Source organism: Streptomyces sp. CNP082 (genome assembly GCF_059570535.1).
Genome location: NZ_JCANSZ010000007.1, coordinates 173,028 through 199,007, shown reverse-complemented (window position 1 = coordinate 199,007; position 25,980 = coordinate 173,028). Strand labels below are relative to the sequence as shown.

Genomic DNA, 25,980 nt, shown 5'->3' with positions numbered 1-25,980 from the left:
TCAGCGCCCGGCCGCGGCCCGGACGCCGCGCAGCAGGCTGTACTGCATGACGGCGAAGCCCAGCACCACCGCCGCCTGCAGCGGGATCCACACCTTCCCGGCGGTCGTCGGGCCGAGGGCGCCGGTGGCGAGGACGACGGCGCTCGCCACCGCCCACGCGACGTTGACGTCGACCACCAGCGCCACCAGCCGCGCCGGCGGCCCGGGCCTGCGGGCGATCCAGGCGACGTCGAGGGCGTAGACGGCGAGCACCGCGCCCAGCACGAGCAGCAGCCCGCGGTCCACGCCCAGCAGGTCGGAGACGGGACCGGACAGTGCCAGGTACGCCAGCCCGTTGGCGCCGGTGACGAGGGCGTCGAGGCCCAGCCAGCGGCGGAGCGTGAGCTGCGGTGCGGCGGCGGTGGTCGGGGAGACGGCTGCGGACATGGCGGATCACCCTCCGGTCGACATCGGCACTGGTCAGAGCCGGAACCCGGGCCGGAGTGCGCCGGTCCGGGCTCCGCTGCCCCTACGGTGCCCGCCGCCGCCCCGCGAGTCGATTACCTGCGGGGTAAGCACCGGTGCTGCTCTCGGTGCCGGGCACGGCCCTGTCCTTCGACGTTGAGATGCCGAACGGGTCTCCCCCCTCCTGAAACGCTGAGCTGGCGGCACCTCATCGGCTGGCACCCGGAGTCGCCGGCGGCGGGCACGGCGCCGGCGGTGGTGATGTACGCGCGGGCGGCGCACGCGGAGGCGGCGCGGCGCAACCCGGTCTACGCGAAGTGGCTGGCCACCCACCCCGGGTACGGCACGGCGGGCTGAACCGGCGGGCCCCGCCGGGCACTCGGCCGCGGGCACCGGCAGTCCCGGCGGGGCGCCCGGCGGCGGTGCGCGGCGCGGCCGGGATGTCCGCACTCCGGGACCGGCGGACCGAAAGAGGCTCGTTTTGACAGGTTCACGACGAGCGAAACTGCGGCTACTGTGCAGTCACCCCCGACACACGAGGAGTACCCATGCACCGAAGATGGTCCCTGGGCGCGGGCGCCACCGCCTTGCTCGCATCCCTCGCCATTGCACTGGTCCCGGCCACATCGGCCGGCGGTACCCCCATCCCGGAAGAGCCCGCCGCGGTCGCCGCCCCCGACGTACCCCCGGGGATGCTCAAGGCGATGCAGCGGGACCTCGGGCTCTCCCCCGCCCAGGCCGGGGAACGGCTCGCCCGCGAGGCGGCGGCACTCCCGGCCGAGAACACCCTGCGCAAGAGCCTCGACGGCCGCTTCGGCGGTTCCTGGCTGACAGGCGAGTCCGCCGAACTCGTCGTGGCGACCACCGACGCCGCGGCGCTGGACGCCATCGAGCGCGGCGGGGCCACCGCCGAACTCGTCGAGCACAGCGTGGCCGAACTCGACGCCGCCATGGGCCTGCTGGACCGCGCCGCGCAGCGCGACACCCCCCGCGCCACGCCCGTCTGGGCGGTCGACGTGATGCGCAACGAGGTCGTCGTGCAGAGCGCCGACCGGTCCGCCACCGCCGCGTTCCTGAAGGCGGCCGGTGTCGACCGCGACCTCGTCCGCGTGGTGAAGGCCACCGACAACCCGCGCCCGCTGTACGACATACGCGGCGGCGACGCGTACTACATCAACAACTCCAGCCGCTGCTCCGTCGGTTTCAGCGTCACCCGCGGCAGCCAGAACGGCTTCGTCACCGCCGGCCACTGCGGTGACGCCGGCGCCTCCACCACCGGCTACAACCAGGTCGCGCAGGGCACCTTCCAGGGCTCCGTGTTCCCCGGCAGCGACATGGCGTGGGTGGCCACCAACAGCAACTGGACCCCGACGCCGTACGTCAAGGGCTCCGGCGGCGCCAACGTCACCGTCGAGGGCTCCACCCAGGCCCCCGTGAACTCCTCGATCTGCCGCTCCGGTTCGACGACCGGCTGGCACTGCGGCACGATCCAGCAGCACAACACCTCGGTGACCTACCCGGAGGGCACCATCAACGGCGTGACCCGCACCAGCGTGTGCGCCGAGCCCGGTGACTCCGGCGGCTCGTACATCTCCGGCGACCAGGCGCAGGGCGTCACCTCCGGCGGTTCCGGCAACTGCACCTCCGGCGGTACGACGTTCTACTTCCCGGTCAACCCCATCCTCAGCAACTACGGCCTGACCCTCGTCACCGGCGACGGCGGCGAAGAGCCGCCGCCCACCGGCTGCGACGCCGCCGAGGAGCAGTACCAGGGTTCGCTGAGCAGCAACCAGTCCAGCTTCGAGCCGGACGGCACGTACTACCAGTCCACCAGCTCCGGCACCCACGTCGGCTGCCTGCGCGGCCCCAGCGGCACCGACTTCGACCTCTACCTGCAGAAGTGGAACGGGTACAACTGGGTCGACGTGGCCGAGGGGATCAGCCCGACCGAGAACGAGGACGTCAGCTACAACGGCACGGCCGGCTACTACCGCTGGGAGATCCACGCCTACAGCGGCTCCGGCTCGTACACGCTCGGCATCAGCACGCCGTAGCGCACGCTGGAGCCGACCTGCTCAGAACCGACGTGCTCAGCCCGCCCGCTGCCGGTCCCCGGCGGCGGGCGGGTGCACCTCCGCGGCGGCGGCCCTGCGCACCACCGGGCCGCCGCACTCGCCTATCCAGCGGCGCAGCACGTGATGCACCGACTCCGCACCCGCCAGCGTCTCCCCCGGCGGCACCGGCGGCGTCAGCCCCTCCGGCCAGAGCAGGAACGCCCGGCTCTGCTCGCCGCCGAGGCCGCCGTGCGAGCCGACCTGGTCCTCGAAGGCGTGCACGGTGTCCGTCTCCGGGTCGTACGCGGAGTTGACCATGAGGTCCGCGGCGTGCGGGAAGTGCGCGGTGCGCAGCACCGTCCCGGCGGCGCCGGGCCCGAACGGCAGCAGCGGGTCGATGCCGACGACCTTGCCGGTCTGCAGGTGGTGCTCCGCGCCGTCCGCGCCGAGGACCACCGGCCCGTGCTCCTCGGAGTGCACCAGCACGAAGCCCACCCCGGGGTGTTCCGTCAGCGCCGGCAGCAGCGCCGGGTGGCGGCGCTCGATCGTCTCCCGGCTGGCCCTGCCGGGCAGTTCGGGGAAGGACACCAGGCCCAGGTTCCCGGAGCCGAGCACCACGGGCTCCAGACCGCGCCGGCCGCCGCCGTGCACGTCCTCGGGGCGCTCCGGCCGGCGCAGCGCGGCGCGGGCGGCGGTGCGCGCCTCGGCGCCGCTCCCGGTCCTGCCCCTCCGCCGCGAGACGGGCAGCCCGCAGCCGGCGCGTACCAGATCCTGCAGCGTCAGGCCGTACGTCGCGGCGAACGTCGGGCCGTGGCTCTGGCCGTGGTCCGACAGCAGCACGATGCGGTACGGGCGCGGGGCGTGCTCGGCGGCCTTGGCGATGAGCGCGACGGAGCGGTCGAGGCGGCGCAGCACCTGGTGGGTGTCGCGGTGGTGCGGACCCGCGTAGTGGGCCACTTCGTCGTACGCGACGAGGTCGGCGTAGACCGCCGTGCGCCCCGCGAGCATGTCGCCTATGACGGCGGCCACGACGACGTCCCGGGAGACGACGGTGGCGAAGGCGCGGACGAAAGGGTACAGCCCGCCGCGGCCGACGCGCGGCGTCTCCCGGCGCAGCCGGGAGCGCAGCGACTGGAACACCTCGCGGCCGGCCTCGGCGACGAAGGAGGCGAAGGTGCGGGAGGCGTTGGCGGGGTCGGAGAAGTAGGCGAAGTACCCGGCGCGGGAGCGGGTCTTCTTCTTGCGCCGGACGGCGACGGACAGCACCAGGGCGAGCTGGGTGGCGCCGCCGGTGAACAGGTTCCCGCGGCTGGCGGTGTCCCCGGGTGCGCCGGTGGCCAGCAGCCCGCGGGGCGCGGTGGCCTGCTCACCGGCGGAGCCGGCGGCGCGGGCGGCACCGGCGCTGTCGGCGTCTTCCGCGGAATCGGCGTCCTCCGCGGAATCGGCGGAATCGGCGGCATCGCCGGCGCGGGCGGCGCGGGCGGTGGCCCGGCGCTCCAGCTCCAGCGCGGTGGAGGGGTGGCTGCACACCCGCACCTCGCCGGTCTCCTTCTCGTACCAGCGGAACGCGGGCACGTCCTCGTTGGTGCCGTGCAGGATGCCGAGCTGGCTGGCCCCGGTCTGGCTGGACCAGTCGGTGCGCCAGGGAATGAGCCGGTGGCTGGTGCCGTGCCAGGAGGCGACGGTCTCCATCACCGGCGGCAGCCGGTGGGCGAGCAGCCGCTGCCCGCCGAGGCTGCGCCCGCCGGCGCGCTCGCGCTCCTGCAGCGCGGCGTGCAGCACGTCGTGGCCGACGCCGTCGAGCTGGAGGAATACGATCCCAGGGGTGCCAGGGGTGCCGGGGCCGGCGTCCGGGGAGACCGCGGGGGCGCCGCGGCGGTACGCGAGCCGGGCGAGCCGGCGGCGGTACGCGCCGTCGTCGCGGACGGTGAGCGCCGTGCTGGTGGCGGAGGACGCGGCTGACATCACCGCGGCGACGACGACGGCGGTCTCCGGGTTGGCCTCGCCGCGGCCGGTGGGGTTGAGGCTGAGCGCGATCAGCAGCAGGGAGCCGTTGAGGAAGAAGACGAGCAGGCCGAGCACGAACGCGGGGACCAGCAGCAGGGCCCGTACGAGCAGAGGCCACACCAGCGCGGAGAGCACGCCGAAGGCGCCGGCGCCGGCGGCGGCGGTGACGGCGATGTGGGTGGCGCTGTCGCCGTCGGGCGACTGGAGCCGGAAGTCGGGCAGGGCGGCGGCGAGGATGAGCATCGTCACCGTGCTGACAGCCCACACGACGACGATCCGGCCCAGGCCGCGGGCAGCGGCGCGCCGACCCTTGCGCGTGGTCGCGGCCCGCAGGGCCGTCAGGCCCGCGCGCGAGCCGGCGGCGGGGTCCGCGGGTGACCCGGGGTCCGGCCCGGCAGGGGACGGAGGTCCGGCGTCCGTGCGGGATCCGGGTTCCGCGTTCTCCGCGTTCTCCGCGTTCTCCGCGTTCTCCGCGTTCTCCGCGGACACGGGCCCCCCGCCCGGTCCCGTGTCCTCGCCGGGCGACTTCCGCGGCTCTGCCATGCGCTGCCTCACCTCCGCTCCTGTCGTACCAGCCTTCCACAGCCGCGCGGCGGGCGGTTCCGCCCGGCCCCGCGGCGCCCCGCCGTGCGCGCAGGACGCCGTACCCTCGGTGGGGCCGGGGCAGGTGGTGGCGGAGGGAGCGGGCGTTGCCGGTCGAGATCACGTGGTGGGGACATGCCACCGTGACCGTGCGGGACTCGGGGGTGCGGGTGCTGACCGACCCGCTGTTCGCGGGGCGGCTGATGCACCTGCGGCGGCGCCGCGGCGCGCTGCCGCCGCCGTCGGCCGCGATCGCCGATGTCGTGGTCGTCTCCCACCTGCACTCCGACCACCTCCACCTGCCGTCCCTGGCCCGGCTGGCGTCCGGCACCCGGCTCGTGGTGCCGCACGGGGCGCGGGCCGCGGTGCCCGGTCTCGGGCGGCTCGCCGCCTCGCGGGGGCTGCCGGTGACCGAGGTGCGCCCGGGGGACGAGGTCGCCGCCGGGCCGCTGACGATCCGCGCCGTGCCCGCCGCGCACGACGGCCGCCGCTGGCCGTACGGGACGCGTACCGCCCCCGCGCTGGGCTACGTCTTCGAGGGCGAGGCCCGCACCTACTTCGCCGGCGACACCGGCCTCTTCGACGGCATGGCCCGCGCCGTGGGCGCGTGCGACGTGGCGCTGCTGCCCGTCGGCGGCTGGGGGCCGTTCCTCGGCCACGGGCACCTCGACCCCGGCCGCGCCGCCGAGGCGCTGGCGGAACTGGCGCCGCGCGCGGCGGTGCCGGTGCACTACGGCACGTACTGGCCGATCGGCATGGACGCGGTCCGCCCGCACGAGTTCCACGCCCCCGGCCACGACTTCGTCCGCCGGGCCGCGGCGCTGGCCCCCGAGGTGGCGGTGCACCGGCTGCGGCACGGCGAGGGCATGCGGCTGGAGGCGGCCCGTTGAGGGTGCCGAACGCGACGCCCGCGCTGCTCGCCGCCGGCCGCGACGTGGCCCACGCGCAGCAGGCGGTGGGCTATCCGTCGCTGTTCCTCCTCGTGCTCGTGGGGTCGCTGGTGCCCGTGGTGCCGACGGGCGCCGTGGTCAGCTCCGCCGCCGTCGTCGCGTTCCACCAGGAGGCTCCGTACGCGCTCCTGCTGGTGTTCGCCACCGCCTCGACCGCCGCTTTCCTCGGCGACGTGGCCCTGTACTGGCTGGGCGGGCGCGGCGTGCGCTCGCGCAACGGGTCGCGCTGGCTGGACCGGCTGCGCGAGCGGGTCGCCCCCGGGCAACTGGCGAGCGCGCAGCGGAAGCTGGAGCGGCACCGGATCTCCGTGCTGGTGCTGTCGCGGCTGCTGCCCGCCGGGCGGATCCCGGTGATGCTGGCGTGCCTGCTGGCGCGGATGCCCCTGCGCACGTTCGTCCGCGGCAACTTCCCCGCCTGTCTGGCGTGGGCGGCCACGTACCAGTTGATCGGCATCCTCGGCGGTTCGCTGTTCCCCGAGCCGTGGCAGGGGGTGGCGGCGGCGGTGGGGCTGACGGTGCTGATCAGCGTGGCGCCGCCGGTGTGGCGCCGGGTGCGCGGCGACGGCCGCGCGCGGGGCGCGTAGCCGGTACGCGCCCAGGCAGCCACGCGGCCGGGGTACGCGCCGCCCGGCCCGTACCGCCTTCACAGCACCCGCGACGCCCCCACCGGCAGGTCCCACAGGTCCGCCCGCGGCCTGCCCGTGCGCTCCCACGCCGCCCGCACCCGCGTGAGCGGCTCCAGCGGCGGCTCCGCCGACAGCAGGAACGTGCCGAAGTGCATCGGCGCCAGCCGCCGCGCGCCCGTGTCCCCGCAGGCGCGCACCGCCTCCTCGGGGTCCATGTGCACCGGCCCCAGCATCCAGCGGGGCGCGTACGCGCCGATGGGCAGCAGCGCGACGGCGATGCCCGGCAGGCGGTGGCCGATCTCCTCGAAGAAGTGGCCGTAGCCGGTGTCGCCGGCGAAGTAGACGCGCCGGCCGGAGCCGTCGGTGAGGACCCAGCCGCCCCACAGCGTGCGGCAGGTGTCGGTCAGCGTGCGCTTGCTCCAGTGGTGCGCCGGTACGAAGTCGAAGCGCACGGGTCCGCCGGGCGCGGGCAGCTCCGCGGCCTCCCACCAGTCCAGCTCGGTGACCCGGGTGAAGCCGCGCCGGCGGCACCAGCGGGCCAGCCCGGCGGGCACGAACAGCGGGGTGGTGGGCGGCAGTCGCTTCAGGGTGGGGCGGTCGAGGTGGTCGTAGTGGTTGTGGGAGAGGACGACGGCGTCCACGGGCGGCAGGTCCTCCCAGCGCACGCCGACGGGGGTGACGCGGGCAGGGGTGGCGAGGATCCGCCGGGACCACAGCGGGTCGGTGAGCACGGTCAGGCCGCCGATGCGCAGCACCCAACTGGCGTGCCCGGCCCAGGTGACGGCGATGGTGGCCGGGCCCGCCGCGGGCAGCGGGCCGGGTTCGAAGGGCAGGTCGGGGATCTCTTCGAGGGCCCGGGGAGCGGGGCGGAACTGGCGGGTGCGGGCCAGCCGGGCGAGCATGCCGATGCCGGGGAGGGGAGCGTTGAGGCGGTCGGTGAAGGACCGCGGCCAGCGGCGGATCTCGCCGAGGGGGCGCGGCTTCGGGGCGGAGCGCTCGGTCGGCGCGGCGGGGCTGGCGGCTCCCGTCCGCTGTGACTGGCTGGTCAACGGCGGGCTCCTGTCAGCTCGGTGAGGGCTGATCCGAGGGATCTCAACGCCTCGGCCACCTGCGGCCATCGGGCGGGGTCCGGCGGCTCGACGGCCGGGGCTCCGCCGGCCGGGACTCCGCCGGCGGGGACTTCCCCGGCGGGGGTTTGCAGCGCAGGGGCTTCCGCGGCCGGTACGGCGGGCGTCAGGGTGGTCGCGGCGGCGGCGGGCGGCCGGGCGTGGGCCGAGGCGAGGGCGGCGGCGTGCGCCCCGCCGGCATCGCCGAGCAGCGGCGCCGTCGCCACCCGCAGCCGCAGCGCGGTCAGGTCGTCGCCGAAGCGCTGCGCGCCGCCGACCGCGCGGGCGCGGACGCCGGAGCCCAGGCCGCGGACGACGGCGGACTCCAGGTCCACGGCGTCCACGACGCCGCCGCGGGCCAGCTCCGGGCGGAGCGCTTCGAGGTCCGCGTACACGTGGTAGCCGGCCTGCGGCGGGCGGACCAGCGCGCCCGCGGCGGTCAGCACGTCGCGTACGGCCTCGGTGAGCACCGCGTGCAGCCGGATCCCGGCGGCCAGCCGGCCGGTGACGGCGGGCGGCTCGGCCAGCGCCGCCGCGGCGGCGGCCTCGACGGGCGGCGGCAGCGGGGGCACGGCGCTGCCGAGCACGGCCAGCGCGGCGGTCTGGAGCGTACCGCCCGCCCGGGTGGCGGGAAGGCGGGCGACGGCGGCGGGCCAGCCGGGCGGGGTGAGCGAGCCGCCGAGGTCGACGAGTACGACGACGTCGTCTGGCAGCATCTCGGCGGGGCTGACGAGCACGGTGGCGTGCGGGTCGTGCAGCGTGTCGCGGTACGTCTCGTCGCTGACGACGAGCAGCCCCTCCCCGGCCGCGGCCTCGCACGCCTCGTGCACCAGCTCCGGCGGCGGCACGGTCCCGGTGGGGTCGTCGGCGACGGAGAGCAGCAGCAGCCGCGGATCGCCGCCTTCGGCCCGTACCCGGCGCACGGTCTCCAGCAGCGCGACCGGATCGGGGGCGCCGCCGGACTCGGCGGTGGTGGGCACGCGGTGCACGGTGTGGCCGAGGATCCCCGGCTGCGGCGCGTACCAGGACGCCGAGGGGCGGGGCAGCAGCACCTCACCGCCGACCGCGGCGACCAGGGCGAGGAGCAGCGCTGCCCCGCCGGGGGCGGCGGCGGTCTGCCCGGGGTCGGTGACCAGGCCGCGGCGGTGCCAGTAGCCCGCCGCGGCGGCGCGGACCCCGGGCCCGCCGCCGGGCGGCCCGGGGGCGGCGGTGGCGGCACGGGCGAAGCCGTCGACGAGTTCCGCGGGCGGCGGCAGACCGGCGTCGGGGACGGCTTGCTGCATGCGCCACCTCCCGCCGTCACGCGCCCTTCGGGCGCTCACAAGAGTGCGGATCTCTCCCACTGTCCCAGATCGTGCGGCTGCCGGCGCGATGCGCTGCGCGCCTGGTCAGGTGAGGTGCGCTCCGGGCGGGACGCACGGCGTGCACCGCCTGCGCGGCCGGCCCGTGCGCCCCGCTCACCGCCTCGGCGCCGCTGCGGTCCCTCAGCCCCGCTCGCGCGCGCCCGCACGGGTGCGGCCGAGGGCGACGGCCCGCTCGGGGTGCCGGCTCAGGTACTCGCCTTCGAGCTGCGCCATGCGGGTGTTGTGCACGGCCAGTGCCGCCGCCGAGCCGTGCAGCAGCGTGTCGTGGCGGGTGCGGTGGATGGTCTCCAGCTCCCTGATCAACTGCTGGTCGGTCAGCCGCGCGGGGGCGATACCGCCCCGGCGCCGGTCGCTCTCGCCCATCTGCGGCTCTCCTTCGCGCCGGCTGTCTCCGTCTCCCAGGATCGGGCAATCCCGGTCCCGCTGCTACCCGGGCGGCACCCGGCCAGTCACGGGGCACGCATCTACTGCCCGTATCGCGAGACGATACTTCTCGTCATACGAGACCGGGGCTACGCTGCCGCACATGGCCGTTTACCCGCATGGACACCACGACTCGGTGCTCCGCTCGCACCGCTGGCGCACGGCCGCCAACTCGGCGGCGTACCTGACCGGCGAACTGCGCCCGCACATGCACGTCCTCGACCTCGGCTGCGGACCCGGCACGATCACCGCCGACCTCGCCGCCCTCGTGCCGCACGGCCGCGTGACGGCCGTGGACGCGCAGCCCGGGATCCTCGCGGAGGCGCGTGCGGCGGCGGCCGAACGGGGCGTGACGAACGTGGAGTTCGCCGTCGCCGACGCCGAGGCGCTGGACTTCCCGGACGACTCGTTCGACGTGGTCCACGCCCACCAGGTGCTCCAGCACCTCGCCCACCCGGTGCGGGCGCTGGCGGAGATGCGGCGGGTGTGCCGGCCCGGCGGTCTCGTCGCCGCGCGCGACGCGGACTACGCGGCGATGACCTGGTACCCCGACGTGCCCGCCCTCGACGACTGGCTGGACACCTACCGCCGGGTGGCCCGCTCCTCCGGCGGCGAGCCGGACGCGGGGCGGCGGCTGCTGGCGTGGGCCCGCGAGGCGGGGTTCGAGGACGTCACGGCGTCGGCGAGCACGTGGTGCTACGCCTCGGAGCCGGAGCGCGCGTGGTGGAGCGGGTCGTGGGCCGACCGCACGACGGCCTCGTCGTACGCCCGCCTCGCCCTCGACGGCGGGCACGCGGACGCGGCGGCGCTGGCGCGGATCGCGGCCGGCTGGCGGGAGTGGGGCGCGGCGGACGGCGCGTGGTTCGCGGTGCTGCACGGCGAGGTGCTCTGCCGGGTGCCGTGACGGCGCGGGGGAGCCGGCCCGTAGCCGCTCCAACGGCCCGGCACCGCCGCGGGGTTCGCCGCCCCTAGACTCTCCCCATGGAGATCCTCGGCACCTCACTGCGCATCTGCGTGGACGACCTGGAGTCCGCCGTCGCCACGTACGAGACGCTGACCGGCGAACAGGCACAGCGCTTCTCGCAGGCGGGCGTCTCCGTCGCGGCGGTCGGCTGCTTCCTGCTGATGTCCGGCCCGCCGCAGACCCTGGACGTGCTGCGCAGAATCACCGCGACGCTGGCGGTCAAGGACGTGGCGGAGGCGTACGCGACGCTCCGCTCGGTCGGCGCCGAGATCGTCGCGGGCCCCTCGGAGACGCCGATCGGGCGCAACATGGTGGCGCGCCACCCCGACGGCAGCATCTTCGAGTACGTCGACCGCCGCTGACCGCTACCGCGGGGCGCCGCTCCCGGGAGCGACCTGGATACCGGTCATCTCGACGGTCAGCGCCCAGCGTTCGTGGTCGCGCCAGGCGCCGTCGATGAACAGGTAGTCCGGCGAGAAGCCCTCCAGCCGGAAGCCCGCGCGCTTGGCCAGCGCGATGGAGGCCGCGTTGCCCGGCTGGACGTTGATCTCCAGGCGGTGCAGGCCGAGATGGGTGAAGGCGTGGCGCATCACGAGGCCGAGGCCCTCGGACATCAGGCCGCGGCCGGCGTACGGGACGAAGGCCCCGTAGCCGAGGGCGCCGCTGCAGAACGCGCGGCGCACGATGGCGTTGATGTTGACGAAGCCGGCGATGGCGCCGGACTCCCGCTCGCAGACGAGGAACTCCTCGGTCTGCGGCTCGGTGAGCCGCTCCAGGTAGGCGCGGTAGGCGGCGGGGGTGGCGGGCGGGGACAGCCACGGGCGGTGAAGCTCTGCGCTGGCCCGCGCGCGGTCCAGGAACTCCTGCTCGTCCGCGGGGCGCGGAGGGCGGATCGCGGTACGGGCGCCGGCTGCGGTGACGTCGTTCTCGGGCACCGGGAGAGTCTACGCCCCGGCGCTGGTCAGGGATTCGGCTGGACGAACCGGAGCCGGTTGCCGAAGGGGTCGGTCAGCTCCAGGATCGTGCCGATGGCGGCGTCCTCTTCGAGCCCGGGCTTGAGATACGGGTAGTCCTTGGCCTTCAGCTCGGCGTGCAGCTCCCCCGCGCCGTCGACTTCCACGTAGGCGGTGGCGCCGGGGCTGGCGTCGCCGTGGTGCTCGCTCAGGTGGAGCGTGAGATCGCCGCGGGAGACCTGCATGTACAGCGGGAAGCCGTCGGAGAACCTGTGCTCCCAGTCGACCGTGAAGCCCAGGTAGTCGACGTAGAACTCGCGGGCCTTCGCGATGTCGAAGATGCGGAAGACCGGTACGGTACGCCGGAAGAGGACTGTCATGTCTCCACTATGCCCCCGCCGCCAGCCGCTCGGCGAGACGGCGCATCCCGTCTCCCACCAGGTAGTGGCCGGGCAGCCCGGGGATCTCGACCGGGCGTCCGGTGGGGCGCCGGGGCGGGTGGCGGATGAGGTGGTCCAGCACGCGGGCGGCGAGCGCGGGGTCGTCGGGAGGGTCGCCGAGGACGTAGTGGTAGGCGTTCGGGCGCCAGTGGGGGTAGCGCTCGGTGAGGCCGACGATCAGCGCGGGCGGCCGACGGCGGTACGAGGCGTACGGCTCGGCGTAGTACGACGTGCGGCGGCCCTCGGCGACGTTGCACGACTCGCAGAGCAGGCCGCGGACCAGCCCGGAGACGTGATGGTGGTCGATGACGAGCCGGGCGGACCGCAGCCCGCAGACCGCACACCGGCCGTCCTGCCACCGCCGTATCGCCCCGAGCGCACCGCCCGGCCCCGCGGGCGCCGGGGCGGGCGGCATCCACTCGTGACAGGCGGGGACCTCACTGTCCGGCCGCGGCAGGCTGCTCATGTCCGCAACGCTACGGCCCGGCACTGACATCGCCACCGACCTCGGCCGCCGCCCGCGGGCCCTCCGCCCGCAGCAGCGCGACGAGTTCGGCCACGTGCTCCCGGCGGGTGAGGAACCCGTTGACGTTGATCCGCAGCGCCCGCCGCCCGTCGAGCACCGTGGTCGCCACCCACGCCCGCCCGCCGCGCTCAAGGCGCTGCTGGAGCGCGCGCTGCACCGCGTCCCGCGTCCCGGCCGGCGCCCGGCGTACCGCCGCGGGCAGGTAGCGCACGCAGCACACCGCGGTCTGCACGTCGCCGACCGGCTCGAAGCCGTCGGCGGCGGCCAGCTCCGCGGCGAGGTACCGGGTGAGGTCCACCTGCCGCTCGACGATGCGCCGGTAGCCGTCGCGGCCGAGGCCGGCGAGCGCGGCCCACAGCTTGAGCGCGTTGGCGCGCCGGGTACCGAGCTGCCCGAGCCGGAAGAAGTCGAGCGGGCCGTCATCCGGGGCGCCGTCCGCCGGCGGCCCCTCCGCGCCCCGGCGGTCGTCCAGGTACGCCGGATCGGTGTCGAACGCGTCCCGCAGCACCCGCGCGCCGCCGCGGGTCAGCAGCGCACCGCAGGAGAACGGCACGAACATCCACTTGTGCGGGTCCAGCGTCGTCGAGTCCGCCCGCGCCACGCCCTGCAGCAGCCCGCGGTGCTCCGGGGAGAACGCCAGCGCCCCGCCGTACGCCGCGTCGACGTGGAACCACAGCCCGTACTCCGCGGCCACCTCGGCGAGTTCGGCCAGCGGGTCGACGGCGCCGGTGGACGTGGTGCCCGCCACGCCGACGACGCAGGCGGGCCGCAGCCCCGCGGCGAGGTCCCGCTCGACGGCGGCGCGCAGCTCGGCGACGCGGACGCGGAAGCGCGCGTCGGTGCCGATACGACGCAGGTTCTCCCGGCCGATCCCGAGCACGTCCACGCCCTTGACCAGCGAGAAGTGCGCCTGTTCCGAGGCGTACACACGCAACTGCGCCTCGCCGAGCCCCGCGGTGGCGGCGGACCCGGCCGCCGCGTCCCGGGCGCACTTCAGCCCGATGAGGTTCGCCTCAGAACCGCCGCTGGTGAGCGTGCCGAACGCGCCGTCGCCGTAGCCGAGCAGGTCGCACAGCCAGCGCAGCACGCGCTCCTCCAGCGCCGTGGCGGTCGGCGACTGCCGCCAGGCGGCGGCGTTCTGGTTGAGGGCGGAGCACAGCGCGTCGGTCCAGACGGCGACGGGCAGCGGCGCCGGGTTGAACAGCCCGAAGTAGCGCGGGCTGGAGATGTGGGTGGCGTCGGCGACGACGTCGCGGGCGAGCGCTTCGAGCAGCTCCACCGGGTCCGCACCCCGCTCGGGCAGCGGCTCGGCGAAGCGCTCGCGCAGGTCTGCCGCGGTGGCGCCGGAGCAGACGGGGAGGTCGTCGAGCCCGGCGGCGTAGTCGGCGACCAGCCGCGTCGCGGCGGCGCCCAGACGCCGGTGCTCGACGGCGAGCGTCGCCGCGGTCAGGTCGTCGTCGTGCATGGGTACGTGCATGGGGCCGATCTTCACAAGGGGCCCGGCGACAGGGAAGGGGCCTCTTTCCGATGACAAGACATAGGCTTTTCCTGTGGCGCTGTCGTTGGAGGATCTGCGGGTGTTCCGGTCGGTGGCCGCGGCCGGCAGCTTCGGCCGGGGCGCGGCGCGGCTGCGGCTGAGCCAGCCCGCGGTCAGCGAGCGGATGGCCCGGCTCGAACGGGACCTGGGCCGCCCGCTGTTCGTCCGCGGCGGCCGGGGGGTGCGGCTCACCGCGGCCGGCGAGCGGCTGCTGCCCTACGCCGAGCGGTGCCTGGCGCTCGCCGGGGAGGCGGTCGCGGTGGTACGGGCCGAGCGCGACCGGCCGCGGGTGCGGGTCGCCCTGCACGCCACCTTCGCGCCGAGCGTGGTGCCGCGGGTGCTCGACGCGCTTGCGCCGCTGGACGTCGACGTCACCTGTACGGACGCGCACAGCGAGGAGGTGGTGCGCGGCCTGGACGACGACACCGTCGACGTCGGGTTCGTGGTGCCCGGCCCGTACCCGCACACGCTGACCGTGGAGCCGTTCCTGACGGACCCGGTCGTCTGCGTCACCTGCCCCGGGCACCCGCTGGCCACCGGCGGCGGCCCGCTGCGGATCCGGGACCTGGCGGCGCACCCGGTGGCCTGTACGACATGGGGCGACGGCGCGGCGCGCTTCCTCGACCTGCTGCGCGCGGCGCCCGTGCCGTCGACCCGGCTGTACCCCGTCTCGCCCGCCGAGACCGTCGCGAGCCTGGCCCGCCGCGGGAGCCACGTCGGGGTGCTGACCCGCTCGACGGTCGGTCCGGACCTTTCCGCCGGCACGCTCGTCGAGTTGCCCGTCGCCGACCTGCCGCGCTGGGAGCTGACCCTCGCCCTGGCCCACCGTGCACAGGACGCCGCCACCGCCCCCGTACGGGCGCTGCGCACGGCCCTGCTCGGCACCGGCTGACCGCACCGGGCCACCGCGTCACCGCCGGCGCTGCCCCCGTCACTCGCCGGTGACGCCGTCGGCCAGCTCCCGTGCGATGTCGAGGTGGCCGGCGTGGCGCGCGTACTCCTGCAGCACGTGGAAGAGGATCAGCGCCAGCGACGGTGCCTGCTCCGCGCTCGCGAAGCGCCCGCCGGCCGCGGCCGTGCGGTCCAGCGGGACGCCGGCGACGATCTCCCGGGAGCGGGCACACGCCGACCGGAAGGCGTCCTTCAGCTCACGAGCGGAGGCGCCGGCCGGGACCGTCCAGCGGTCCTCCGGTCCGCGGTCGCCCCACGGGTCCGGCAGCGGCCGGGCCGCGAAGCCCCACTCGAACCAGCGGCGCTCCACCCACGTCAGATGGACCAGCAGCTCCAGCGGCGTCCAGCCGGAGGCAACCCGGCTGGAGCGCAGCTCCTCCTCGGCGAGGCCGTCGAGCTTGCGCAGCACCTCGGCGCGGTAGTGGTCGAGGTACGCGTCCAGCAGCTCCCGCGGGTCGGAACGGGAGCCGGGGGCCGGTTCGTCGATCGGCATCCGCGACCGGTCCGGCGGCGGGGCGGCGGCGCGGGCGAAGCCGCTCACGCCAGCCCCGGGGTGTCGAGGGTGAGGGTGCCGGCGTCCGCGTCGAGGACGGCGGGGACGCCGAGGGGGACGGTGAGGGCGGGGACGCCGTGGCCGAAGTCCAGCCCCTCCAGCACCGGCACGCCCAGGTCGCCGAGCCGGTCGGCGAGCACGGCGCGGATGTCCGCGTACGGGCCGCAGTCCTCCCAGGTGCCGCAGACGACGCCGACGACACCGGTCAGCCAGCCGCTGCGGCGGAGCTGGGTGAGGGTGCGGTCGATGCGGTAGTCCTCCTCGTCGAGGTCCTCGATGAGCAGGATGCCGCCGGCGGCGCCGGCGCGGGCGCCGGGGGTGCCGAGGCCGGCGGCCAGCAGGCTGAGGCAGCCGCCGAGGGTGACACCGCGGGCGCGGCCGGGGACGAGGGCGCGGGCGCCGGGGGAGGTCAGACGCCGCACGGTCGCCGGCTCGAAGAGGGTGCGGCGCAGGTGCTCGCGGGTGGTGTCGTCCTCGGTGAACGGGGCCCAGGCGGGCATCGGGCCGTGCAGGGTGGCCACGCCGAGGTGGGTGGCGACGGCCTCGTGCAGGGCGGTGGCGTCGCTGAAGCCCAGGTAGACCTTCGGTCCCGCGGCGCGCAGGGCGGCCCAGTCGACGTGGTCGAGCATGCGGGGCGCGCCGTTGCCGCCCCTGCCGGAGAAGACGGCGGCGACCTCGGGGTCGCACCAGGCGCGCTCGAAGTCGCGGGCGCGGGCGGCGTCGTCGGCGGCGAGGTAGGACAGGGTGTCGTGCTCGCCGTACGCGGTGGGGTGAACGACCACGTCCAGGCCCCAGCCGCGCAGCACCTCGATGCCGGCGTCCAGGTCCTTGCGGGGGAACCCGCTGCTGGGCGCGACGACCGCGACCCGGTCGCCGGGTCGCAGCCGGCGGGGGCGTGCGAGCGCGACGGCGGAGCCGGTGGCCGGAGTGGCGGACCCGGCGGGAGACCCGGCGGCGGGCTGGGCGGCCGGGGGCACGGGCGCGCCCAAGTCCACGGCCGGCACGTCCGGCGCCGCGAAACCGAACGTCTGCGCGTACAGCGACAGCTCGGCCTCCAGCGCCCTGATCAGGGTGTCAGCGCGCCGGAAGCCGTGGCCCTCGCCCTCGAAGGTGAGGTACGCGTGCGGCACGCCCCGCCCGGCGACCGCCTCGAGGAAGCGCTCGCACTGCACCGGCGGGCAGATCACGTCGTCCAGCCCCTGCAGCAGCAGGAACGGCGCGGTGATCCGGTCGGCGTGGTGGACCGGGGAGCGCTCGCGGTACCGCTGGGGCACCTCCGCGAACGGGCCGACCAGCGACTCCAGATAGCGCGACTCGAAGTCGTGCGTCTCGTCCGTGGCCCAGCCGGCCAGGTCGAGGATCGGATAGATGATCGTGCCGCACGCGTACAGCCCTTCGGCCAGCGGCGAGGTGAGGGACGCGGCGGTCGTCCAGCCGCCCGCGCTGCCGCCGCGGACCGCCAGCCGGGCGGCGTCGGCGGTGCCCTCGTCGGCCAGCGCGCGGGCGACCGCGGCGCAGTCCTCGACGTCCACGACGCCCCACTGCTCGCGCAGCCGCTCGCGGTAGGCGCGGCCGTAGCCGGTGGAGCCGCCGTAGTTGACCTCGGCGACGCCGATGCCGCGCGAGGTGAAGTAGGCGATCTCCAGGTCGAGCACGAGCGGTACGTGCCCGGTGGGGCCGCCGTGCGCCCAGATCACGTACGGCGGCAGCTCGTCCTCGGGGCCGGTGAACTCCGGGTGGTGCGGCGGGTAGACGTGGGCGTGCACCTCGCGCCCGCCGGGGCCCGTGAAGGTGCGGGAGACGGGCCGCGGCAGAAAGGCCGCGTCGACCGCGTCGCCGTGGGCGTTGCCGGCGACGCGGGTGTGGCCGGTGGCGGTGTCCAGCTCGACGACCTCGTACCCGGTGACGGGGCTCGCGGCCAGACCGAAGACCCGTTCGCCGGCGACGGCGAGCGCCGCCGCCCAGTTCGACCAGGGGCCCGGCACGTCGGCCAGCTCGCCGGTGGCGGGGTCGAGGACGCCGAGGCGGGTGCCGCCGGTGCCGTGCAGGGTGGCGACGAGGCCGCTGTCGAGGACGGCGAACCAGCGCAGCCCGACCTTCCACAGCCCGTCCGCGAACTCCTCGGGCAGCGGGCAGAGTTCGCTGGTCACGGCGGTGGCGGGGTCGACCCGGTGCAGGTTCCACCAGCCGCTGCGGTCGGTGGCGGCCACCAGCGTGCCGTCCGGCAGCCACTCGGCCTGCGCGACGGACTCCGCCTCGGAGCCGGTCTGGGCGCCGAGCACCGTCGTGACCCCGGCCAGCCGGCCGTCGCCGGTGACGTCGGCGACGCGCAGTTCCGTGCCGTCCCAGGGCATCTGGGGGTGGTCCCAGGCGATCCAGGCGGCCTGCCGGCCGTCCGGGGAGAGGCGGGGGCCGGTGACGAAGCGGTGCCGGTCGTCGGTCAGCTCGCGCACCGCGGCGCGGTCGGCGGACGCCGAGCCGTCCAGCGGCACGGCGGCGAGCACCCGGCGTACGTCGGTGGGGGCCTGCCCGGTGAACTCCTCCAGCACGCACCACACCTCGCCGCGCTCCGGCAGCACGACGGCGTCGCACCAGCGCAGCCCGCCGCCGACGGCGGAGACGGGCGTGAGCGGGCGGGGCTCGCCGCCGGCATCGGGCTCGTACGCGTACAGCCGCTGGTCGGTGAAGTGGGTGAAGACGATCAGCGGGCCGCCGGTGGCGCGCGGCGCGCCGGCCCAGGGCCGGCCGCCGTACTCGATGACCCTGTTGCGCACGTTCCACGGCGGGGGCAGCACCGACTCCTCGGTGCCGTCCGGGCGCAGCCGCACCAGCGCCCGCCGCCCGCCCTCACGCGGACGCGGAGCGGTCCACCACACCTCGTCGCCGACGGTGTCCAGATACTCCGGGCGGCCATCGTGGGTCGCGGCGAGGGCGGCGGTCAGGGGGGACGGCCAGGTGCCGTACGGGGCGGTGGTCACGGGCGGCGTCGTCTCTTTCCGCTGGGGGTCGGGGCGCCGGCGGGCTCGCCGGCCGCGCTCGCTGGTGGTTGCCGGCTTCTCACGCGGGGTGCCGGGGCGGGGTCAGGCCGATCTGAGGAAGTCGTCCAGCACGCGCACGCCGAAGTGCAGCGCCTCCACCGGCACCCGCTCGTCCACGCCGTGGAACAGCTCCTGGTAGTCGAAGCCGGCGGGAAGCTTCAGCGGCGAGAAGCCGTAGCCGGTGATGCCGAGGCGGGAGAACTGCTTGGCGTCGGTGCCGCCCGACATGCAGTACGGCACGACGTGGGCGTCGGGGTCGAAGCGCTGGAGTGAGGCGCGCATCGCGGCGTACAGAGGCGCGTCGACGGGGGCGGTGAGCGGCACCTCGCGGTGGCTGAACTCCCAGTCGACATACGGTCCGGTCAGCTCGTCGAGCGTACGGGCGAACTCCTCCTCGCCGCCGGCGACCATCCGGCCGTCGACCTGGGCGGTGGCGCCGCCGGGGATGACGTTCACCTTGTAGCCGGCGTCGAGGACGGTGGGGTTGGAGCTGTTGCGCACGGTGGGGGCGACGAGGGCGGCGGCCGGGCCGAGCTTGCCGAGCAGCGCGTCCACGTCGAAGCCGGGGTCGTCGAGCTCTTCGGGGCGGACCTCGATGCCGTACACCGCGGCCGTCTCGACGAGCGCCGCGCGGACGGTGGGCGTCAGCCGCAGGGGCCAGCGGTGCTCGCCGATGCGGCCGACGGCGGCGGCCAGGCGGGTGACGGCGTTGTCGGCGTTGACCTTCGAGCCGTGGCCGGCCCGGCCGCGGGCGGTCAGCCGCAGCCAGGCCGTGCCGCGCTCGCCGGCCGCGACGGGGTAGAGACGCAGGCCGTTGCCGCCGTGGAAGGTGAAGGCGCCGGACTCGCTGATGCCTTCGGTGCAGCCGTCGAAGAGCGCGGCGTGCTCCTCGGCCAGATAGTCCGACCCGTACTCGGCGCTGGCCTCCTCGTCGGCGGTGAAGGCGAGCACGATGTCGCGGCGGGGGCGGACGCCGGCGCGGGCCCAGGCCCGTACGACCGCGAGGACCATCGCGTCCATGTTCTTCATGTCGATGGCGCCGCGGCCCCAGACCACGCCGTCGCGGATCTCGCCGGAGAACGGGTGGACGGTCCAGTCGGCGGGCTCGGCCGGCACCACGTCGAGGTGGCCGTGGACGAGCAGGGCGGGGGCGCCGGGTTCTGTGCCCTCGATGCGGGCGACGACGTTCGTCCGGTCCGGGGCCTTCTCCAGCAGGGTGGGCTCGATGCCGGCGCCGGCGAGCCGCTCCGCGACGTACTCCGCGGCCTGGCGCTCCACGCCGTCGCCGCCGCCGTGGTTCACGGTGTCGATGCGGATCAGGTCGGAGGTGAAGCCCACCACCTCGTCCAGCGCGGCGTCATCCGGCCCGGGGCCGTGCGGGGTCGGGTCAGCCATACTGCTCCTCCACGGCGGCCGAGACGAGCGTGGTGACCGCCTTGAAGCAGCGGATGCCCTCGTACATGGTCTCCGTCGTGTACGCCACGCGCCGCTCACCGGCCGGCGTCACGCCCGGCACCACCGTGGCCGCGCCGGCCAGGTGCTCCGCGTCGAACTCCAGCTCCACCGTGAACGGCCCGCCGCGCACCGGCTCCGTCCGCACCGCCAGCGCCGCGGCCTCGGTGGCCGCCGCCCGGATGTCCGCCGCGGTACGGGCGGGGGTGCGGCACACCGCGGCGTACCGCGAGACGTAGTCCTTGACGGCGACGCCGGGGGCCGCGGGCGCGTAGCCCTTGGCGTCCTCGACGGTCTTGTCGTCGCCGGTGACGAGCACCACCGGGACGCCGAACTCGGCGACCACGTGCGCGTTCAGCAGGCCCTCGCTGGCCCGCACGCCGTTGAGCCAGACGCCGGTGACCGAGTTGGCCAGGTAGGTGTGGGCGAGGACCCCTTCGGCGCCGGCGCCCGTGTGATAGCCCACGAAGGCGATGCCGTCGACGTCGCCGTGCTGGACGCCCTCGACCATGGACAGCGACTTGTGCCGCCCGGTGAGCATCTGGGCGCGGTCGTCGAGCCGCTCCAGCAGCAGATTGCGCATCGTCCAATGCGCCTCGTTGACCAGCACCTCGTCGGCGCCGCCGGCGAAGAAGCCCTCGATGGCGGCGTTGACGTCGGATGTGAACATGGGCCGGCAGCGCTCCCACTGCGGGCCGCCGGGAAGCACGTCGGCGGGCCACGTGACGCCGGTGGCCCCCTCCATGTCGGCGCTGATCAAGACCTTCATGACGAGCCACGGTACGCGGTCGGACGAAGCGGTGAAACCCCTGTGGATACGTACAGAGGTCTAGACCTCCCCAACTCCCCTGGAACGCCCTGCGACCAGCCACTTCGATGCCAGTCCCGGCCCTGCTCCAGCCGGAGCAGGGCCGGTCGCGACGGCCGGCGGCGCACCCCCGGCGACGGCGTCCCGGGGAGGGCGGGGCGGCCGGGCACCGCTCCGCCGTCAGTCGCCGTCAGTCCCCGTCAGCCGACGTGAATCGCCGTCAGTCGCCGTGTCCGAGCTGGAGGTCCCGCTCCGTACGCCCGCCGCCCTCCACCCGCAGCACCGTGGCCACCGGCGGGTACCCCGCGGCGATGACCGTGTACTCGCCCGCCGACAGGTCGACGAACCGGAACACGCCGTCCGGCCCCGTGGTGCCGGTGTCGACGACGTTGCCGGCGGCGTCGAGCAGCGTGACCCGGGCGTCCTCCACCGGCCGGCCGCCGTACGCGCGCACCGTGCCGCGCAGCACCGCGCCGCCGGCCAGCTCGACGTCCCGCCGGGTCTCCCGCGCCGCCTGCACCGAGACCGGCAGCGCCGCGGGCCTAAAGCCCGGCGCGGTGGCCGCGAGGGTGTACTCGCCGGCGACCAGCTCGCCGATGGCGTACGCGCCGTCGTGGCCGCTGCGCGCCGAGGCGACGACCTCCCCGCGCGCGTCGGTGAGCGTCACGACGACGTTGCCCAGCGGCGTGCCGTCCGCCGCCGCGACGGTGCCGCTGATGCGGCCGGCGCCGCCGAGCACGAGGTCCAGCTCGACCGGCCGGTCCCCCACGATGACCGTGACGGCCTGCGGCTGGTGCCCGCCGGCCGCGGCCACCAGGACGTATGAGCCGGAGCCGGGGGTGGGCAGCACGTACCTGCCGTCCTCGCGGCTGGCGTCGCGCCCCACCTGGCGGCCCGCGCCGTCGATGAGCGTGAGCGCCGCACGCGGCACGGTGGTGCCGTCCTGGTGCTGCACGCTGCCGCAGACCGGCACGCCGGCGCCCGCCGGGACGGCGCCGCGGGCGGCGGGCACGGGGGAGTCGACCGGGTACTCGTCCATGGCGGGGCCGGGCCCCGGGAGGTTCTGGGACACCAGTGGTCTCTCCTTCAGCAGGAACGCCAGCAGCAGGCCGACGACGAGCACGGGCACCAGGTACAGGAAGATGCCCGGCATGGCCTCGGCGTAGGCGCGGACGTAGCCGTCGCGCAGCTCGGCGTCGAGCGCGTGGACGGCCTCGGGGGTGATCGACTCCGGGTCGGGCAGCGAGGCACCGGGGGGCGGCGGGGGGAGGGCGAGGGCCAGTTCGCCGGCGAGGCGGTCGAAGAAGACCGTGCCGAAGACGGCCGCGCCGACCGACCCGCCGATCTGCCGGAAGTAGTTGTGCGCACTGGTCGCGACGCCCAGGTCGGCGGGGCGTACGGCGTTCTGCACGGCGAGGATGAGCGCGGGCAGGACAAGGCCGAGGCCGATGCCGAGGACGGCCATCCAGATGCTGTACGAAAGCTGCGAGGTGTTCTCGTCCAGGCGGGAGAGCAGCCACATGCCGACGGCGCCGAGGGCGCAGCCGAGTACCGGGTAGGGGCGGTAGCGGCCGGTGCGGGTGATGAGCTGGCCGGAGACGAGGGAGGCGACGACGGTGCCGATCATCATCGGCAGCATCAGCAGTCCGGACGCGGTGGCGCTGGCGCCTTCGACCATCTGCAGGAAGGACGGCAGATAGCTGGCCGCGGCGAACATCGCCGCCCCGGTCGCCACCCCGACCAGGGAGGTGACGTTGAAGATGCTGTCGCGGAAGAGCCGCAGCGGCATGACGGGTTCGACGGCGAAGCGCTCGATGACGAGCAGCAGGAGGGCGGAGCCGACGGCGCCGGCGCCGAGGCCGAGGATGACGTCGGAGGTCCAGTCGTACTCCAGGCCGCCCCAACTGGTCAGCAGCACCAGGCAGGTGGAGGCGGCGGCGAGGAACAGCGCGCCGAGGACGTCGAGGCGGGGCCGGGCGGCGGGCTTGGGCAGCTTCAGCACCAGGCCGGTCACCAGCAGGGTGAGCAGGCCGAAGGGCACGTTGAAGTAGAAGCACCAGCGCCAGGACAGCTCGTCGGTGAAGAACCCGCCGAGCAGCGGTCCGGCGACCGAGGCGAGACCGAAGGCGGCGCCGATCAGGCCCATGTACCGGCCGCGGTCACGGGACGGGACGATGTCCGCGATGATCGCCTGCACGCCGATCATGAGGCCGCCCGCGCCCAGGCCCTGGACGGCGCGGAAGGCGATGAGCTGGTCCATGCCGCGCGCGGCCCCGGCGAGACCGGAGCCGATGACGAACACCACGATGGCGAACTGGAAGACGCCCTTGCGGCCGAAGAGGTCGCCGAGCTTGCCGTAGATCGGCAGCCCGATGGTGGCGGTGAGCAGATAGGCGGTGATCGCCCAGGACATCCGGTCCAGGCCGTGCAGTTCGCCGACGATCTTCGGCAGGGCAGTGGCCACGATCATCTGCTCCAGCGTGGCGAGCAGCAGCGCGAACATCAGGGCCAGCACAACCAGGCGTACGCGCCGGGGGCTCAGCGCGCCGCCGTCGCCGCAGCCGTCCGCCGGGCCGGGTCCGGCCGGAGGTCCGCCCTCTCCGGTACGTCCCGGCGGCCCAGCCGGCTCCGGCGGGCCCGCCGCCGGGCCGGCCGCCGCGGGCGCGGTGACCGGCTCGTCGTTCACCAGGGTCGTCCCCACCTGCCAGCTCCCCATCGTCCGCCTGCGCCGCACCATTTCTCGCACCGCCCAAGATCCGGGGGCAAACGCGGTTCACTCCCCCGCACGGCCGCGGGGCGGCGCGCCAACTCGGCTGCCCGGCGCGCCCATCGGTCGCTCATCAGCGGCTTTCGGGGCGGCAGGGCGGTGCCGGGGGCGCGCGGGGGGCACGGCGGGGAACCACCCGAACCGGTGAGGCAGCGCGGGGGAACGTCCCGTACGGCGCCCGCCGGGATCACCCGATCGGGGACTCGACGCGAAGGGAACGTGTGTTCTATTCTCGGCGTCAGATCAACGGGAGGTGCCGATGCGCTGGGAAAATCTGACCGACGACGCCGACAACGCCGCCGACGCCGACAACGCCGCCGACGGCGGCGGCGCGGCCACGGGGGGCGCCGCGCCGCAGGCCCTCTTCGGCACGGCGGCCGTCGTCAGCCGCACGTTCGACACCCCCGAGTTCCGCGGCATCACGTTCCACGAGGTGCGGGCGCGCTCGATCGTCAACAGGGTGCCGGGGGCGTCGCGGATGGCCTTCGACTGGACCGTGAACCCGTACAGAGGCTGCAGTCACGCCTGCGTCTACTGCTTCGCCCGCAAGACGCACGGCTATCTGGACCTCGACACCGGCCGCGGCTTCGACTCGCAGATCGTGGTGAAGGTCAACGCCCCGGAGCTGCTGCGCCGCGAGCTGGCGAGCCGCCGGTGGCGCGGCGAGCACATCGCCATGGGCACGAACGTCGACTGCTACCAGCGGGCCGAGGGGCGCTACCGGCTGATGCCCGGCATCCTCGCCGCGCTGCGGGACTTCGCCAACCCGTACTCGATCCTCACCAAGGGCACGCTCATCCTCCGCGACCTGCCGCTGCTCAAGCAGTCGGCCGAGGTCACGCAGGTCGGGGTCGCGGTCTCCGTGGGCTTCCTGGACGAGGAGCTGTGGCGGACCGTCGAGCCGGGGACGCCCGCGCCGCAGCGCCGGCTCGACGTGGTGCGCACGCTCGCGGAGCACGGCATCGGCTGCGGGGTGCTGATGGCGCCGGTGGTCCCGTTCCTCAGCGACTCCCCCGGGCAACTGCGCGCCACGGTGCGGGCGGTGGCGCAGGCGGGGGCCACCTCGGTGACGCCGCTGGTGCTGCATCTGCGGCCGGGCGCGCGGGAGTGGTTCATGGCCTGGCTGGAGCACCATCACCCGCATCTGGTCCGCCGGTACCGCACGATGTACGCGGGCGGGTCGTACGCGCCGAAGTGGTACCAGCGCCAGATCACCCGGCAGGTGCACGAGTACGCGACGGAGCTGGGCATAGGCCCGTCGGCCCCCGGCACCGCGCGCCGCATCGAGCCCGCGGAGGAGCCCGGCGGGCAGCCGGCGGCCCCGCAGAACACGCAGTTGACGCTGCTCTGACGCCGCCGGTCCCGGCGGCACGCCCCGGCCCCGTACCGCCGCGCCCGCGCCCGTGCCGCCCGCGCCGCCCGCGCCCGCGGCCCGCCCCGCCGCGGGGCGCCGCCTCACCGCGACGGGGTGCGCGGGCCGATGCGGGTGATCGCCGCCGTGGCCGCGCGCCATAACTGCGGGAAGCCCAGCGCCTCGGAGAGCGCCGGGATCGCGCGCGGGTCGCCCAGCTCGCCCAGCCCCTCGACGCAGGCCGTGGCGATCGGCCAGTGGTGCTGCGGCTCGCGCACCAGCCGCTGGAGCGTGCTGATCAGCGACGGCGCCGACTCCGGCGCCCGCAGCCGGACCAGCAGCCGGATGGCGTGCAGCGCGTACGCGGTGCGCAGCGGGTTCGTCGCCAGCGCCGCCGCCGCCCGCGCCGTACGCGGGTCGCCGAGCCGGGCCAGCGCGCACGCGGCGCTCTCCGCCCGTACCGGATCGCGGTAGTTGAGCAGCAGCACCAGCGTCTCGAACGCCCGCCGGTCCCCCGCCGTGCCCAGCACGAAGGCCGCCAGCTCCCGGGTCCACAGCGGCTCGCCCGGCAGCTCCAGCACGCGCGCCAGCTCTTCGTGGGCGGTGGTCGTGCCCTGCCGCGCGAGCGCGGTCATGTGCTCGAACCGTGCACGCGCCGGCGGGTCCTCCAGCCTGCCGCGGATGCGTTCGGTGAGCACCAGATACTCCTGGTCCATGCCTCGGCCCCCTGCCCTCGCCGGCACTCAGGGTACGTACCCGGCACCGGTCGGTGACGGGCTCGTCGATCGGGGTTCACTCCATGTGTGCCCCGGCTGCTGGGTACATTCCCTGATTCACCCCCTGGCGCCCATGGTTACTCACGAGTTAAGCTTCGGGGACGAGCAGCACCCCTGCTCGGGCGGTCTGGTGACGCAGCCGCCGAGAGCTGAATCGGTTCGGCAACTGACAGCACGCGCGACGGGCACCCTTGCGCCCGTGGCGAGGACGCCCGGCCCCGGGACAGGGCCGGCCGCGGGCCTCGTCCCCGCGCGCCCGCCGCCGCGCTGTTCCCCGCCGCGGGCCCCCGTGCCCCGGTCCCGCCGCC

General features: G+C 75.6%; 23 protein-coding genes. 8 read left to right on the top strand and 15 right to left on the bottom strand.

What is annotated here, in order from left to right; translation table 11 throughout:
* Nucleotides 1-426 carry a hypothetical protein gene (locus tag B124_RS09215; RefSeq protein ID WP_496502209.1) on the bottom strand — a complete coding sequence of 142 codons (426 nt, stop codon included), beginning with the start codon at nucleotides 424-426 and terminating at the stop codon, nucleotides 1-3.
* 174 nt (nucleotides 427-600) lie between these two features.
* Here B124_RS09215 and B124_RS09210 point away from each other — a divergent pair, with 174 nt between their 5' ends.
* Nucleotides 601-801, top strand: a complete 201-nt coding sequence (locus B124_RS09210) for a hypothetical protein (protein WP_496502208.1) — start codon at nucleotides 601-603, stop codon at nucleotides 799-801.
* A gap of 191 nt (nucleotides 802-992) precedes the next feature.
* Nucleotides 993-2,498 carry a S1 family peptidase gene (locus B124_RS09205; RefSeq protein ID WP_496502207.1) on the top strand — a complete coding sequence of 502 codons (1,506 nt, stop codon included), beginning with the start codon at nucleotides 993-995 and terminating at the stop codon, nucleotides 2,496-2,498.
* Between the two features lie 36 nt (nucleotides 2,499-2,534).
* Here the strand turns inward: B124_RS09205 and B124_RS09200 are convergent, their stop codons facing one another.
* Nucleotides 2,535-4,748, bottom strand: a complete 2,214-nt coding sequence (locus B124_RS09200) for a phage holin family protein (protein ID WP_496502285.1) — start codon at nucleotides 4,746-4,748, stop codon at nucleotides 2,535-2,537.
* Nucleotides 4,749-5,194: 446 nt separating this feature from the next.
* On the opposite strand from B124_RS09200, the gene B124_RS09195 reads away from it, so the two are divergent.
* Both B124_RS09195 and B124_RS09190 read left to right on the top strand, forming a co-directional pair.
* On the top strand, nucleotides 5,195-5,977 hold the full coding sequence (locus B124_RS09195) for an MBL fold metallo-hydrolase (protein ID WP_496502206.1): 783 nt from the start codon (nucleotides 5,195-5,197) through the stop codon (nucleotides 5,975-5,977).
* A gap of 2 nt (nucleotides 5,978-5,979) precedes the next feature.
* Nucleotides 5,980-6,621, top strand: a complete 642-nt coding sequence (locus tag B124_RS09190; protein ID WP_496502284.1) for a DedA family protein — start codon at nucleotides 5,980-5,982, stop codon at nucleotides 6,619-6,621.
* Nucleotides 6,622-6,680: 59 nt separating this feature from the next.
* Here B124_RS09190 and B124_RS09185 read toward each other — a convergent pair whose 3' ends face one another.
* The 3 genes from B124_RS09185 to B124_RS09175 form a co-directional block, all read right to left on the bottom strand.
* The gene (locus B124_RS09185) at nucleotides 6,681-7,712 is read right to left on the bottom strand and encodes an MBL fold metallo-hydrolase (protein WP_496502205.1); all 1,032 of its coding nucleotides are present in this window, start codon (nucleotides 7,710-7,712) and stop codon (nucleotides 6,681-6,683) included.
* Nucleotides 7,709-9,052 (bottom strand): aminotransferase class I/II-fold pyridoxal phosphate-dependent enzyme, encoded by a 1,344-nt coding sequence (locus B124_RS09180; protein ID WP_496502204.1) that lies wholly within the window; start codon nucleotides 9,050-9,052, stop codon nucleotides 7,709-7,711. The genes B124_RS09185 and B124_RS09180 overlap by 4 nt, the downstream gene beginning before the upstream one ends.
* Before the next feature lie 201 nt (nucleotides 9,053-9,253).
* Nucleotides 9,254-9,496, bottom strand: a complete 243-nt coding sequence (locus B124_RS09175; protein ID WP_496502203.1) for a DUF6158 family protein — start codon at nucleotides 9,494-9,496, stop codon at nucleotides 9,254-9,256.
* A 163-nt stretch (nucleotides 9,497-9,659) separates the two neighbouring features.
* On the opposite strand from B124_RS09175, the gene B124_RS09170 reads away from it, so the two are divergent.
* Entirely contained in the window at nucleotides 9,660-10,460 is an 801-nt protein-coding gene (locus B124_RS09170) for a methyltransferase domain-containing protein (protein WP_496502202.1), read from the top strand.
* A 77-nt stretch (nucleotides 10,461-10,537) separates the two neighbouring features.
* Complete coding sequence (locus B124_RS09165) at nucleotides 10,538-10,882, top strand: VOC family protein (protein WP_496502201.1); 345 nt, start codon at nucleotides 10,538-10,540, stop codon at nucleotides 10,880-10,882.
* Between the two features lie 3 nt (nucleotides 10,883-10,885).
* Here B124_RS09165 and B124_RS09160 read toward each other — a convergent pair whose 3' ends face one another.
* The 4 genes from B124_RS09160 to B124_RS09145 are packed head-to-tail and all read right to left on the bottom strand — an operon-like array spanning nucleotide 10,886 to nucleotide 13,916.
* Complete coding sequence (locus B124_RS09160) at nucleotides 10,886-11,455, bottom strand: GNAT family N-acetyltransferase (RefSeq protein ID WP_496502200.1); 570 nt, start codon at nucleotides 11,453-11,455, stop codon at nucleotides 10,886-10,888.
* A gap of 26 nt (nucleotides 11,456-11,481) precedes the next feature.
* Nucleotides 11,482-11,853 (bottom strand): glyoxalase superfamily protein, encoded by a 372-nt coding sequence (locus tag B124_RS09155; RefSeq protein WP_496502199.1) that lies wholly within the window; start codon nucleotides 11,851-11,853, stop codon nucleotides 11,482-11,484.
* Between the two features lie 7 nt (nucleotides 11,854-11,860).
* Nucleotides 11,861-12,379, bottom strand: a complete 519-nt coding sequence (locus B124_RS09150) for an endonuclease domain-containing protein (protein ID WP_496502198.1) — start codon at nucleotides 12,377-12,379, stop codon at nucleotides 11,861-11,863.
* A 10-nt stretch (nucleotides 12,380-12,389) separates the two neighbouring features.
* Nucleotides 12,390-13,916, bottom strand: coding sequence for a pyridoxal phosphate-dependent decarboxylase family protein (locus tag B124_RS09145; protein WP_496502197.1), 1,527 nt, complete (start codon nucleotides 13,914-13,916; stop codon nucleotides 12,390-12,392).
* Nucleotides 13,917-13,989: 73 nt separating this feature from the next.
* Here B124_RS09145 and B124_RS09140 point away from each other — a divergent pair, with 73 nt between their 5' ends.
* Nucleotides 13,990-14,868: a LysR family transcriptional regulator gene (locus tag B124_RS09140; RefSeq protein ID WP_496502196.1), complete on the top strand. Its 879-nt coding sequence runs from the start codon at nucleotides 13,990-13,992 to the stop codon at nucleotides 14,866-14,868.
* Between the two features lie 39 nt (nucleotides 14,869-14,907).
* On the opposite strand, the gene B124_RS09135 is transcribed toward B124_RS09140, so the two are convergent.
* The 5 genes from B124_RS09135 to B124_RS09115 form a co-directional block, all read right to left on the bottom strand.
* Nucleotides 14,908-15,420 (bottom strand): DinB family protein, encoded by a 513-nt coding sequence (locus B124_RS09135; protein WP_496502283.1) that lies wholly within the window; start codon nucleotides 15,418-15,420, stop codon nucleotides 14,908-14,910.
* A 44-nt stretch (nucleotides 15,421-15,464) separates the two neighbouring features.
* Nucleotides 15,465-18,458, bottom strand: a complete 2,994-nt coding sequence (locus B124_RS09130) for a prolyl oligopeptidase family serine peptidase (RefSeq protein WP_496502195.1) — start codon at nucleotides 18,456-18,458, stop codon at nucleotides 15,465-15,467.
* A gap of 102 nt (nucleotides 18,459-18,560) precedes the next feature.
* Nucleotides 18,561-19,913, bottom strand: coding sequence for a M20/M25/M40 family metallo-hydrolase (locus B124_RS09125; protein WP_496502194.1), 1,353 nt, complete (start codon nucleotides 19,911-19,913; stop codon nucleotides 18,561-18,563).
* Nucleotides 19,906-20,739: a M55 family metallopeptidase gene (locus B124_RS09120; RefSeq protein WP_496502193.1), complete on the bottom strand. Its 834-nt coding sequence runs from the start codon at nucleotides 20,737-20,739 to the stop codon at nucleotides 19,906-19,908. The genes B124_RS09125 and B124_RS09120 overlap by 8 nt, the downstream gene beginning before the upstream one ends.
* A 259-nt stretch (nucleotides 20,740-20,998) precedes the next feature.
* Nucleotides 20,999-23,494 carry an MFS transporter gene (locus tag B124_RS09115; protein WP_496502282.1) on the bottom strand — a complete coding sequence of 832 codons (2,496 nt, stop codon included), beginning with the start codon at nucleotides 23,492-23,494 and terminating at the stop codon, nucleotides 20,999-21,001.
* A gap of 310 nt (nucleotides 23,495-23,804) precedes the next feature.
* On the opposite strand from B124_RS09115, the gene B124_RS09110 reads away from it, so the two are divergent.
* Nucleotides 23,805-24,896 (top strand): Rv2578c family radical SAM protein, encoded by a 1,092-nt coding sequence (locus B124_RS09110; RefSeq protein WP_496502192.1) that lies wholly within the window; start codon nucleotides 23,805-23,807, stop codon nucleotides 24,894-24,896.
* A gap of 104 nt (nucleotides 24,897-25,000) precedes the next feature.
* Here B124_RS09110 and B124_RS09105 read toward each other — a convergent pair whose 3' ends face one another.
* Complete coding sequence (locus B124_RS09105; RefSeq protein ID WP_496502191.1) at nucleotides 25,001-25,612, bottom strand: HEAT repeat domain-containing protein; 612 nt, start codon at nucleotides 25,610-25,612, stop codon at nucleotides 25,001-25,003.
* Nucleotides 25,613-25,980: the final 368 nt, after the last annotated feature.

Bases quoted from the DNA above. Each gene is read 5' to 3' on its own strand.
- B124_RS09215 (WP_496502209.1), bottom strand. From the start codon at position 426: ATGTCCGCAGCCGTCTCCCCGACCACCGCCGCCGCACCGCAGCTCACG.
- B124_RS09205 (WP_496502207.1), top strand. From the start codon at position 993: ATGCACCGAAGATGGTCCCTGGGCGCGGGCGCCACCGCCTTGCTCGCA.
- B124_RS09200 (WP_496502285.1), bottom strand. From the start codon at position 4,748: ATGCTCATCCTCGCCGCCGCCCTGCCCGACTTCCGGCTCCAGTCGCCC.
- B124_RS09180 (WP_496502204.1), bottom strand. From the start codon at position 9,052: ATGCAGCAAGCCGTCCCCGACGCCGGTCTGCCGCCGCCCGCGGAACTC.
- B124_RS09175 (WP_496502203.1), bottom strand. From the start codon at position 9,496: ATGGGCGAGAGCGACCGGCGCCGGGGCGGTATCGCCCCCGCGCGGCTG.
- B124_RS09170 (WP_496502202.1), top strand. From the start codon at position 9,660: ATGGCCGTTTACCCGCATGGACACCACGACTCGGTGCTCCGCTCGCAC.
- B124_RS09165 (WP_496502201.1), top strand. From the start codon at position 10,538: ATGGAGATCCTCGGCACCTCACTGCGCATCTGCGTGGACGACCTGGAG.
- B124_RS09155 (WP_496502199.1), bottom strand. From the start codon at position 11,853: ATGACAGTCCTCTTCCGGCGTACCGTACCGGTCTTCCGCATCTTCGAC.
- B124_RS09150 (WP_496502198.1), bottom strand. From the start codon at position 12,379: ATGAGCAGCCTGCCGCGGCCGGACAGTGAGGTCCCCGCCTGTCACGAG.
- B124_RS09145 (WP_496502197.1), bottom strand. From the start codon at position 13,916: ATGCACGTACCCATGCACGACGACGACCTGACCGCGGCGACGCTCGCC.
- B124_RS09135 (WP_496502283.1), bottom strand. From the start codon at position 15,420: ATGCCGATCGACGAACCGGCCCCCGGCTCCCGTTCCGACCCGCGGGAG.
- B124_RS09125 (WP_496502194.1), bottom strand. From the start codon at position 19,913: ATGGCTGACCCGACCCCGCACGGCCCCGGGCCGGATGACGCCGCGCTG.
- B124_RS09120 (WP_496502193.1), bottom strand. From the start codon at position 20,739: ATGAAGGTCTTGATCAGCGCCGACATGGAGGGGGCCACCGGCGTCACG.
- B124_RS09115 (WP_496502282.1), bottom strand. From the start codon at position 23,494: ATGGGGAGCTGGCAGGTGGGGACGACCCTGGTGAACGACGAGCCGGTC.
- B124_RS09110 (WP_496502192.1), top strand. From the start codon at position 23,805: ATGCGCTGGGAAAATCTGACCGACGACGCCGACAACGCCGCCGACGCC.
- B124_RS09105 (WP_496502191.1), bottom strand. From the start codon at position 25,612: ATGGACCAGGAGTATCTGGTGCTCACCGAACGCATCCGCGGCAGGCTG.